The 10278-nt window shown below is 69.2% G+C and carries 10 protein-coding genes; all 10 read right to left on the reverse strand.

Features of this window, described 5'->3' with window-relative positions; all coding sequences use genetic code 11:
* Nucleotides 1-7: 7 nt before the first annotated feature.
* The 10 genes from ASC98_RS05970 to ASC98_RS31025 all read right to left on the reverse strand — a co-directional run bounded on the left by ASC98_RS05970 (nt 8) and on the right by ASC98_RS31025 (nt 10071).
* Nucleotides 8-808 carry a CHAP domain-containing protein gene (locus tag ASC98_RS05970; RefSeq protein ID WP_056807517.1) on the reverse strand — a complete coding sequence of 267 codons (801 nt, stop codon included), beginning with the start codon at nt 806-808 and terminating at the stop codon, nt 8-10.
* A 153-nt stretch (nt 809-961) separates the two neighbouring features.
* Nucleotides 962-2281: a type II toxin-antitoxin system HipA family toxin gene (locus tag ASC98_RS05975; RefSeq protein ID WP_056807520.1), complete on the reverse strand. Its 1320-nt coding sequence runs from the start codon at nt 2279-2281 to the stop codon at nt 962-964.
* The gene (locus ASC98_RS05980) at nt 2281-2559 is read right to left on the reverse strand and encodes a helix-turn-helix domain-containing protein (protein WP_082541713.1); all 279 of its coding nucleotides are present in this window, start codon (nt 2557-2559) and stop codon (nt 2281-2283) included. The genes ASC98_RS05975 and ASC98_RS05980 overlap by 1 nt, the downstream gene beginning before the upstream one ends.
* Before the next feature lie 138 nt (nt 2560-2697).
* Complete coding sequence (locus tag ASC98_RS05985) at nt 2698-3660, reverse strand: type IV secretion system protein (protein ID WP_056807522.1); 963 nt, start codon at nt 3658-3660, stop codon at nt 2698-2700.
* Entirely contained in the window at nt 3657-4661 is a 1005-nt protein-coding gene (locus tag ASC98_RS05990) for a type IV secretion system protein (RefSeq protein ID WP_056807526.1), read from the reverse strand. Before ASC98_RS05990 ends, ASC98_RS05985 begins: the two co-directional genes overlap by 4 nt.
* Complete coding sequence (locus ASC98_RS05995; RefSeq protein WP_056807533.1) at nt 4658-5653, reverse strand: type IV secretion system protein; 996 nt, start codon at nt 5651-5653, stop codon at nt 4658-4660. Before ASC98_RS05995 ends, ASC98_RS05990 begins: the two co-directional genes overlap by 4 nt.
* Complete coding sequence (locus ASC98_RS31015) at nt 5640-6740, reverse strand: hypothetical protein (protein WP_056819741.1); 1101 nt, start codon at nt 6738-6740, stop codon at nt 5640-5642. The genes ASC98_RS05995 and ASC98_RS31015 overlap by 14 nt, the downstream gene beginning before the upstream one ends.
* A 107-nt stretch (nt 6741-6847) precedes the next feature.
* The gene (locus ASC98_RS06005) at nt 6848-9382 is read right to left on the reverse strand and encodes a VirB4 family type IV secretion system protein (RefSeq protein ID WP_056807538.1); all 2535 of its coding nucleotides are present in this window, start codon (nt 9380-9382) and stop codon (nt 6848-6850) included.
* A gap of 21 nt (nt 9383-9403) precedes the next feature.
* Nucleotides 9404-9745 (reverse strand): TrbC/VirB2 family protein, encoded by a 342-nt coding sequence (locus ASC98_RS31020; RefSeq protein ID WP_056807542.1) that lies wholly within the window; start codon nt 9743-9745, stop codon nt 9404-9406.
* Nucleotides 9746-9765: 20 nt separating this feature from the next.
* The gene (locus tag ASC98_RS31025) at nt 9766-10071 is read right to left on the reverse strand and encodes a hypothetical protein (protein ID WP_056807544.1); all 306 of its coding nucleotides are present in this window, start codon (nt 10069-10071) and stop codon (nt 9766-9768) included.
* Between the last annotated feature and the right edge of the window lie 207 nt (nt 10072-10278).

Raw genomic sequence — 10278 nt, forward strand, 5'->3', positions numbered from 1 at the left:
GGAAGGCTCACTTCTCCTTCGGAAATTTGCAGCACAGCGGCCAGATCTGCGTCGGGTCGTCCGAGCGGCAGGTGCACATGTCGGCCGGGTCGCCGATCAGGCTGCCGCCGTTGGTGTCCATCGGCCGGTCGTCCCACGGGAAGTTGTCCGGGTCCCACGCATCGCTCGGCGTGTCGGTCCACGGCATGTTCGCGGCCAGGTTGTCCTCGGCATGCAGGAAGCCGCAGCCGCAGCTGGTCTTCACGTTGGCGATCGTCGAGCGCTCGCTGCGCATGTTCTGCTGCGCGATCTGGATCGACGTCGGGTTGTAGACCTTGGTGACGATCGACACGTGCCCGTGCTCCCCGCTCGCGCCGCACATGCCGCGGCCGAACACGAAGATGTCGCCCGGCACCGGGGTGCCCTGGCCGGGCTTGAAGCGCGACACGCCCTGCGGCAGGTTGAAGGTGCACAGGTCGGCCGCCGATGGCACCACCAGCCGCTTGTGGAAGCGGAAGATGTAGTAGCGCTGCGGGAATTCGGTGCACTGGTACCCGAAGCCGCTGTTGGTCATCGTGCGGTTGTTGAACGGGTTGCTGGTGTAGGTGTCGTGCCCGTTAGTGCTGAAGATCGGGTTGCCGTAGCAGTGCTCCTTGTTGAAGATCGGGAAGCCGGTCGAATCGGTGAAGTCGGTGAAGCCGCCGCGCTGGCCATCGATGTAGGCCGACGGCGGCGCGCCGCACGCGAACGCGGATGCGAACTGCGGCAGCGCGGCGAATGACAGCAGCGCAACGATGCGCGCGAACCGGTGGGCAAGCGAAAGCGCCATGGGGTCTCCTGTGAACGGTCGTCGATGCCGGAAGGCATCGCGAGGCGCATGCCAGCGGCGTTCGACCCCAAGTGCTTGATTTGCCGGGTGCCGGTTCAACCCGGCGTGCGGCTTGGCGCAATGGGCGTTCGGCTGCGGGCGGTCAACCGCACGCTAGGGCGCTGCTGTCTGGAGAAACTTCCGGGCGTGGCGCCGCATCCCCGCGGCGATGGGCTCCCAGACACGGCCCGGGAATTCCCCAGGAAGCGCCGCCTGCACCCGGTCGAGTGCCGGCCCGACGCTCTCGACCATGGCGATCATGTCGACCCACAGATCCGCGGCCGTCACGTGCGCCAGCTGGTGCCAGTGCCGCGTTTCGATCTCGCCGAACTTGGAGTGCGCATTCTTCGAGCGCAGCGCCATCGCCAGCCCGGCGTCCTGATACGGCATGCGGTTGGCGCCCTTGCCGATGAGGGGCCAGGCCGACAGCACGTCGTACAGCGGCGTCATCGAGTAGGCGCCGCCGCGGTGGATGAAGATCGAGAAGTTCTTCGCGTGGCCATCCGGCGCGGCCAGCAGCCAGAAGGCGAGTTGCGCCAGCACGAAGGCCCGGCGCGCCTGCCACGGCGTCTCGCTGTTGCCCAGCACCGCGAGGCAGGCGTCGATGCCGGGCCCGCCTTCGTTCTCGTACTTGCGGGCCGGCGCGGTGCCGGTGGCCTGGCACATGTCCTCCTGCGGCAGCCGGATGAGGTAGGCCCCGGAGCCGTCATCGGTGTCGACCCATGTGCGGTCGAAGCGCTCCACGACCAGCACGCGCTGGTCGCCGAAGGTGGCCATGCCGGTGTCCGCCACCTCCAAGCCGAGTTCTCGAAGAATCCGTGCGCACAACCACTCGTTCTCGACCGAGGTGCCGAAGTCGGCGTTGTATCGGGACACCTTGCCCAGCGGCAGCTTCAGGATGTGCGTGGTGGGCGTGGCGTGCAGCGGTTTGCACCACTGGCCGTTGAACCGCAGCAAGGCGGTCTTCTCCTGCGCGCCGGCGATGGAGATCCGGAAGTCGTCGGTGTCGGCCGCGGCACCGAAGGCCGGCATCACCGGCACGTCGCGCAGCAGGCGCGCGATGTCGTCTTCGCTCAGCGCTTCGTGCTCGACACGCCGGATGTCGTGCGGCTGCTGGCCCACCGGCAGCAGCTGCGCGGCCCCGACGCAGTCCCGACCGATGGCGCTCAACAGCGCGAAGGCATCGGTGGAGCGGGTGCCGAAGCGCGCCCGGATGCGCTTGCGGATGGCGTCGTTGTCGGGCAGCAGGTTGTCGAAATAGCTCTCCACCATCGCGCCGCGCAATTGCCGCGTGGACGTCAGCGGCAGCGACAACGACAGCGGCCGGGCGCGTTCGGACTCGAGCCAGCTCGCGGCGTACTCGAAGCTGTGCGCATGGTCGTTGGACCAGACGCCCACGAACTCGCCATTCATCCAGACGGCCAACTGCCCCATCACCAGCTCCCACCTGGTTTCCGGGCCGTCGCGGCATCGCGACGCACCGGTTGCCAGCCTTCTCCCGAGTCGCGCAGCACCAGTTGCGTCCCCAACGCCGACAGCAGCTTGTGAAACTGGGTGACGCTGATGGAGCCCGGGTCGTTTTCGATGTCGGCGATGCGCGACTGCTTGACCCCGAGCAGGCGACCGAGTTCGGCTTGCGTCAGGTGACGCGCCTTGCGAAGGGCGCGCAGCTGAGCCGGCAACTGGGCGAGGGTGGCGATGTGGAAGTCCATGGGATATTGCCGATCGACGATAGTTGCACAGTAACGCTCATCAGCAATATCGTCAATACATCGCCAATCGACGATGTTTCCAGAATATCGCCGATCGACGTTGAGACCTGCGTGTCGTCGACCTCGTCGCGGCGTTGCTCAGCGGGCCGCTGCCCGCGCGCTGCCGCGCGCCACATCCTGCAGCCATCCCCCGGTGCCCGACATTCCCGCCACCACCGAGGTCGCGAAGCGCCCGGTGCAGGCCATCGCCAGCATCCCGAGCACCAGGAACAGGAACAGCGCGACCAGGTCGTACGGGCCGTGCACGTCGATCGTCGCGCCCATCGAGCCGGTCGCACTGGCGCTCATCGCGCGAAAGCCGAGCAGCACCATCGACAGCGTCACCTTCGCGATCAGGTCGTACATCATCACGTTGAAGAACAGCTTCAGCCAGCCGTCGAACAGGAACGACAGCTTGCGGAACAGCAGGAACGGGATCGTGAACCAGCCGATGCCGAACGCGATCTCGAAGCACCACTGCATCCACAGCTCCACCACCGTCGCGACCGCGCCGAGGAACAGGATCGCCAGGCTTGCGACCATCGTCGTGAAGATCGCGTAGGCGCGGTTCGTGATGCAGTCCATCAAGCCGTCGCACACCGGGTGCAGGCTCAGCTGCAGCACGGTCGTGAAGATCTCCTCGGCGAGCGTGCGGTCGGTGCCGATGCCGGCGATGCTGCCGCCCAGGTGGTCGCCGACGAAACGCGTCGCCGCGGCGATCGCCGGCATCAGCCCGCCGTAGCCGGTCAGCAGCAGGTAGACGAAGCCGACCGTGAAGCTCAGCTCCAGCAGGTCGACGATGTCGAAGCCGCGCAGCGCGAAGCCGATGAACTTCCAGACGAACAGGAACAGCGACAGCGACGCGAACAGCACGTGCACCACCATGCCGATGCGGTCGGACGTCAGCGCCGCCGACACATGCGCCGTCATCGCGTCGTTGGCCTCGCGAAGCGTGACGAAGATGTCGTGCAGCCACGGCATGTCGGCCGGCGGCGCCGCATGGGCCGGCAGCGCGGCGCACAGCAGCAGCGCGCCCGCTCCCAGCCACGTCCGCCGGTTCACTTCGTCACCCAGCGCGTCACGGTGCGCGCCATCTGCCCGAAGTTGATGCCGCCGGCCGCGGCCCCGGCCACCACCGCGTTCGCGAAGCGGCCGGTGGCCAGCAGCGTGAAGATGCCGACGCCGGCGAACAGCATCAGCCCGAGCACCTGCGTCACGTCGTCGATCGGCGCCAGCGTCGGCGGCGTGAAGCCGCCGCCGCTCAGCGCGGCCGCGGTCGAGCCCCAGTAGGTCATCAGCGCGACCACCACCAGCGCGAGGTTGACGCGTGCGAGGATCAGGTAGATGACCGCGCCGAAGAAGAAGCGCAGCCAGCCTTCGAACAGGAACGACAGCCGCTTGTACAGCGTGAACGGCAGCAGCACCGGCCCGGTCGCGAGCGCGATGCCGTACAGCCAGAAGCCCCACACGTCGACCAGCAGCACCGCGACGCACAGCCCGGCCAGCAGCAGCGAGATCGCGAGCGCCGCGACGATCTGCACCGCGCCGCCGCGCACGCAGTCGAGGATGTTCAGCGGGTTCCATCCGAGGTGGCAGTTCGGCGAGATCTGCGTGCCGTAGGTGACCAGCATGTCGACCAGCGAGGCCGGCGTGCTGATCGCCGCCGCGGTGCCGCCGCCCAGCCCCATGATGCCGGCCAGCAGCGCCGCGCCGACGAACAGCGCCGCGTTGAAGATCGCCGGCACCACCGTCGTGAACATGCTCAGCATCAGCCCGGTGAACATGATCTGCACCGCGGTCTCGACCATCTCGCCGAGCTTGAAGCCGCGCAGCGCCCACGAGGTGCACTTCAGCACGAACAGCGCCAGCGCCAGCACGAAGAACAGCCGCGTCGCGACGTAGTGCATCGCGCCACCCGAGACGACGGCGCTGACGCGGTCGACGATCGCATCCTCGAACTGGCCGATGCGCTTGAACGCGTCGCTGAGCGCCGCATGCGCAAGCGGCGTCGCCAGCAGCAAAGCGAGCGCGGCCAGCCGCCGGGCGATGGGGGCCGCCTTCACAGCGCCACCGCCATCACCGTTCCGGCCGCGGTGGCGGCGGCGCTCGCCGCCCGCTGCACGACGTCACCGACCCCGCCGCCGGCCGCGTTCTGCACGATGGCCGACGCGAAGCGGCCGGTGCTGTACAGCGTCGCGATGCCCACCGCGAGGAACACCAGCATGCCGACGATCGAGAAGAAGCCGTCGACGTCGACCGTCTGCGAATCCGGGATGCCGCCGCCGTGCGCGATGCCGAACATGATCTCCAGCCCGAGCAGCACCAGCGCCAGGTTGACCTTGGCGACCATCACGTAGACCACCATGCCGAAGAAGAACTTGAGCCAGCCGTCGAACAGGAACGACAGCCGCTCGAACAGCAGGAAGGGCACGGTGAGCCAGCCGATCGCATAGGCGATCTGGAAACCCCACATCGTCCACAGCTCGACCAGCGTCGCGATGACGCCGAGCGCGATCACGATGATGTACGCGAAGATCGCCGCGATCCACGACATGATGCCGGGCCCCAGGCAGTCGAACAGGTCGCACGACGAATGGAAGTCGACCTGCACCACCATGCCGAAGATGTTCTCGGCCAGGCTCACCTTCGGGTCGCGGCCGGAGATGCCGGCCCCCAGCACGTCGGACACGTAGCGGCCGGCGCCGAAGATGGCCGGGAAGATCGCCTTGTACGCGCTCAGGATCAGGTACACGAAGAACAGCGTCATCATCAGCGCCATCATGTCGAGCAGGTCGAAGCCGCGCAGCGCGTAGCCGCTGAACTTCCAGACGAACAGCCCGAGCGCGAGCGCCGAGAACAGCACGTTGACGACCATCTCGATCTCGTGCGTGCCGAGCGCGTCGCCGATCTTCTGCGTGATCTGCTCGGTGACGGTGTCGAACACCAGGAACACCTCGTGCAGCGCCGGCAGCGATGCGGCGTGCGCCGGCAGCGCCCAGCCGGCGAGCAGCAGCGCGCCGATGAGGCCGAGCGCCGCGCGCTCAGAGCGCCGCATGGCCGGGCGCCCGTTCCACCGCGTCGGCCAGGCGGCGCATCTCGGCGCCGGTCTGCAGCAGCTGGGCCTGCAGCTGCCAGCCGTAGCGCAGCGCCGCATCCTTGACCGCCTCTTCGCGCGCCAGCGCATCGAGCAGCGCGAGCGCCAGCGTGTCGCGCCCGAGCTGCGCCGCCTGGCGCTGCGGTTCGTCGCCGACCACCTGGCCGGCGGCGATGCGGCGCTTCAGGTCGTCGGCCAGCGCCGACGCCGCGGCGCGCGACGCGAGCGCGCTGCGCGGCATCGCCAGCGGCGCGGCACCGCCGCTGAAATCGGGTCCGCCGAGCTGCATCAGCGCCTGCGTCTGCTGCGCCTGCACGCCGGCGAGCGTGCCGCGCAGGCCGGCCAGCTGGGCCGATTCGGCCGCGGGATCGGCCAGCGGCGCGGCGGTGGCGGCCTGCATCAGCCCGTCGAGCGCGCCCAGCCGCTGCGCACTGGCCTGGCCGGCGCGCCGCAGCTCGAGCAGCGTGCGGCTTTCTTCATCAGCGCGGCGGCTCAGCGTCGCGATGCTGGCCTGCATCGTGTCGTTCAACGCGGCCGCGCGCGGCTGGCCGGCGTTCGCAAGCTCGACGCGGCGCGCCAGCAGCCGCAGCGCATCCGGCTGGAACAGCGGCAGCACCGCGAACGATGCGGCGCCTGCCGGCACGCCGCGCGCCGCTTCGGCCCAGCGGCCGAGCTGCACCGCGGCGCGCGGGTCGATCGCCTCGTTCGGACCGCGCGGCGGGTCCACCTGCGCGAGCCCGGCCGACACCATCAGGCTCGCCAGGTCGCTGACCGGCAGCTCGCGCACGCCGGCCAGCAACTGGCCGAACGCATCGCGTTGCTGGGCGGCCGTCATGCCGGCAGCGCCGTTCGCGGCGGCGGCGCGGCGTGGTGCCGCCTTCGGGCTGCCGGCCTGCGAGGCGGCGTAGTTCTCCAGCAGCTCCAGCACTTCCTGCCAGCCCTGCGGGTCCTGCTCGAAGGCCTGCGGCGGCAGGCCCTCGATCTCGCGCACCAGCGCGTCGATCTCCGGGTCGGCGGCCGCGCGCGCGCCGACGCAGGCACCCATCATGGCCGCAGCGAGCAACCAGGCGGTCGCCGCGGAACCGGCTTCGCCGGGCCGCTGGCGACGCCTCCTTGAGGGGGAGCGCCGAAGGCGTTGCGGGGGTGGGCTGTCCATCACAGGATCCCCTCTTCCTTGAAGCGGGCCAGCGTCAGCTGCATGCCGCGCTGGTAGCCGTGCTCCTCGATCAGCGCGGTGCGGATCGCCGCCTCGCGCGGGTGCGAGGTGTTCATCACGTACTGCTCCGGCTCCACCACCAGGTTGACGATCTTCGCGACGCCCAGCTCCTGCTGCACCAGGAAGGCCTGGCGCTTCGGGACCAGCGAGCGGATCGCCTCGCACTCGCCCGCCTGCAGGAACGGGAAGGTCTCGCGGTACAGCGCGTCGTCCATCTTCGGGTCGGACATGAAGACGAAGGTGCTGGCCGCGCTGCGCACCGCGGCCCAGCTGTCGCTGCGCAGCAGTTCCTCGGGCGACTGCGTCCACAGCTGCACGCCGGCGCCCCACTTGCCCCAGGTGCGCACCTTGGCCACCAGGTATTCGGCGAACGACTTCAGCCGCAGCGCGTGGTGGCATTCGTCGACGTGCAGCTCCTTCGGCACGCCGCGCTTCGCCGGGTCCTCGAAGGTGCGGGTGATGCGGTAGAACAGCTCCAGCAGCAGCGGGCGCATCGCGTTCTCGTCGTCGCGCACCGCCTGCAGGTTGTAGACGCCGACGCGCTTGTCCAGCCCGCCGGCCGAGTCGACGGTGGCGCCGAACAGCGGCGCGTAGCGGCCGGCCATCTGCGGGTCGGTGCCGCGCGTCCAACGGGTGAACTTCTGCGCCAGCTGCATCGGCATGTGGGCCACCAGCGAATCGAGCGTGCGCATCGAGGTCGGCAGCAGCAGCGTCTTGCGGATCGCGCCGTCCAGGTACTCCTGCTCGTTGTGCGCGAGCTGCTGCAGCAGCGGGTCGTCGTTGGCCCGCATCATCTCGACCAGCAGCTCGGTCATGTGCACGACGAAGCCGAGGTCGTTCGCGCCCTGGTAGTTGACGAACGGGTTCAGCCCGTGGCGGCCGTCGGCGGTGACGCGGAAGATGCCGCCGTCCGCGCCGAAGGCCTGCGCCAGCGTCTCGGTGCCGGGGTCGATGTCGATCGCGCGGATCACGCCGCCGTACTTCAGGAAGTGCGTCGCCAGCGTGTTCTTCAGGAAGGTCTTGCCGCTGCGGATCGGGCCGATCCCGACCAGCATCGCCCGCCCGCCGATGAAGTTGCTGAAGAAGAACGGCCGGCCGTCGCGGCTCTCGAGCACGTACTGCGCCTCCTCGCCGCCGAGGTCCTCGACGCAGGGCTGGCCGAGCGCGCTCTGGTACAGCAGCGCCGCGGCGGCGCTCTGCGTGCCGTTGAGCACCATGTCGCGCATGCTCTTGTGCTGGCCGCCGGGCTGCATCGTCTGGTAGGCGTAGGGCAGGTCGACGCCCTCCCACACCAGCGACAGGCCGACGTTGGAGCAGGCGCGGTCCAGCGACAGCACGGTCTCGCGCAACTGCACCGGGTCGGGATTGAACGCGGCGACGAAGCTGTGGCCCTGGCCCCAGGTCTCGTCCAGCGCCTCGGCCTCGCCGAGCTCGGCGATCTTGTCGGCGATCACCGGCTTCATCGTCGCCTGCTTCTCGTACAGCGAGCGCTCGCGGCCCTGCAGCACGTCCCACGGGCTGATCGCGCTGCGCTCCAGCTCGGTCTGCTTGTTGCGGAACAGCATCGAGCGCTTGAACTCGCTGAACGGCGTGAAGCGGTGCATCAGCAGGTAGTTGCCGCGCAGCCGCGCCGGCGAATCGTCGCCGTGGCCCCACAGCCCCTCGCGCACCGGGCTGCCGAGGCGGCTGACGGCGCCGATCTTCACGTACTGGTGCTCGGCGTCGTCGATCTTCAGCACGTCCATGTTGTGCACGCGCAGGTGGCGCACGTCGCCGCTGGACAGGAAGTGGTCCCAGTTGCTCTCGGGCGGCGTCTCGTGGCGCGCGGTGTCGAGGCGGCGCGGCTGCAGCGTGGCCAGGAAGCGCATGTGCGCCCACAACTCGTCGATGCCGAGCTGCTCGACGCCCATGATGCCGGACCACTTGGCCACCAGCACCGCGAGCGCGTCCTTCAGCATCCACGACTGGCGCTCCAGCTGCTCGGCGAGGTACAGCAGCGCGCCGTCCTTGCCGAGCGTCTGCTTGACCATGCGCCGGCTCGCGCCGCTGACCGGCGACATCGCCAGGTGCTTGACGAGGCCGGCGACGTCGAGCTTGTTCGAGTTCTCGCCGGCCTGCACCTCGAAGTAGTGCACCAGCCGCGAGTTGCACAGGTCGCGGCCGTTCAGGAAGGCCTCGCGCTGCTTCGACATCAGGTCGCTGATCGGGTGCTCGCGGCGCAGCAGCGAGACCCGGGCGCCCTCGAAGTGCGCGAAGTACTGCGTGACCGCGACCGCCTTCGGAAGCGCCCCGTAGATCACGCGGGCGATGTGCGTCATGCCCTGGTGGTCGATGGCGGCCATGCCGTCGGGGTCGCGCCCCGACAGCTCGATGGCCCCGATCAGCGAGCCGGTCTTGGTGAGCACGAAGCCGTTGTACACACCGTAGGCGGTGTGCAGGTCCAGCACCGAGCCGATCTTGTCCCTGGCACCCATGGCCGCTCGCGTCCGTCGCGCTTACAGCGTGATGTTGCCGGCACCGCCGAACTGGGCGATCCACAGCGCGGCGTTCATGATCGCGATGCCGGCGACCACCACCCGCAGCACCGGGCCGAAGATGCCGTCCTTGGGCGCGAACACCCAGGTGCAGAAGGCCGCGACGATCGAGACCACCACCACCGCCTTGCCGAACGGCCCGGTCATGAAGTTCGCGAAGGCCTGCAGGAAGGTGCGCAGGCTGTCGAAATTGGCGGCGGTGGCCTGCGCATGGGCGGAGGCGCTGAGCAGGGCCAGGACGAGGCCGGACAGCGGGGCAGCACTGCGACGGACGATGGGCCGCACGAAAGAATTGACACGCATGGAAGGCACTCCTGTGGTTTTCACTTGTGGAAGGGGACGATGACGACGCGGCGCGGGGTGCGCGGACAGGCCGACCAGCGGACCGGGCGGCCCACCGAGCGCTGCCAGGCCAGCAGCGCGCGCGGGTCGTCGTTGTAGATCGCGAACAGCACGCCGAACAGCAGGCCGCCCATCGCGAACGCGAAGACGAACGGGATCTGCGTGAGCATCGCGACCGTCAGCACCGCCGCGCCGATGAACTGCTTGCTGGGGATGCCCCAGATCGTGTTCTCCCGCGCGAAGATCTTCACTTCCTGCAGGCTGCGGTCCTTCTTCGTTTCTGCCATCGCGTCGTGCTCCGTGGGTCAGGCCACCTGGCTTATCGCGAGAGGCATGCCATGGCGGACCGTGATCGGGGCGGCGCACGGCGATGCGCGGCAAGCCGTTGATTTGCCTCGTGAATCGCGAAGGGCAGGGGGTGGGAGCGATCGCAGAGGCAGGGGCCGGGCGTGCAGTACTTCGCATTGCCTCGCCCGGCGCGTGCGGACGCCCGC

This window comes from Rhizobacter sp. Root1238 (assembly GCF_001425825.1).
Classification (GTDB): Bacteria; Pseudomonadota; Gammaproteobacteria; order Burkholderiales; family Burkholderiaceae_C; genus Rhizobacter.

What these genes read in the sequence shown, in the direction of transcription:
- ASC98_RS05995 (WP_056807533.1), bottom strand. Translation starts at nt 5,653, where the DNA reads ATGCGGCGCTCTGAGCGCGCGGCGCTCGGCCTCATCGGCGCGCTGCTG.
- ASC98_RS06005 (WP_056807538.1), bottom strand. Translation starts at nt 9,382, where the DNA reads ATGGGTGCCAGGGACAAGATCGGCTCGGTGCTGGACCTGCACACCGCC.
- ASC98_RS05970 (WP_056807517.1), bottom strand. Translation starts at nt 808, where the DNA reads ATGGCGCTTTCGCTTGCCCACCGGTTCGCGCGCATCGTTGCGCTGCTG.
- ASC98_RS31015 (WP_056819741.1), bottom strand. Translation starts at nt 6,740, where the DNA reads ATGATGGGTGCCTGCGTCGGCGCGCGCGCGGCCGCCGACCCGGAGATC.
- ASC98_RS31020 (WP_056807542.1), bottom strand. Translation starts at nt 9,745, where the DNA reads ATGCGTGTCAATTCTTTCGTGCGGCCCATCGTCCGTCGCAGTGCTGCC.
- ASC98_RS05975 (WP_056807520.1), bottom strand. Translation starts at nt 2,281, where the DNA reads ATGGGGCAGTTGGCCGTCTGGATGAATGGCGAGTTCGTGGGCGTCTGG.
- ASC98_RS05980 (WP_082541713.1), bottom strand. Translation starts at nt 2,559, where the DNA reads ATGGACTTCCACATCGCCACCCTCGCCCAGTTGCCGGCTCAGCTGCGC.
- ASC98_RS31025 (WP_056807544.1), bottom strand. Translation starts at nt 10,071, where the DNA reads ATGGCAGAAACGAAGAAGGACCGCAGCCTGCAGGAAGTGAAGATCTTC.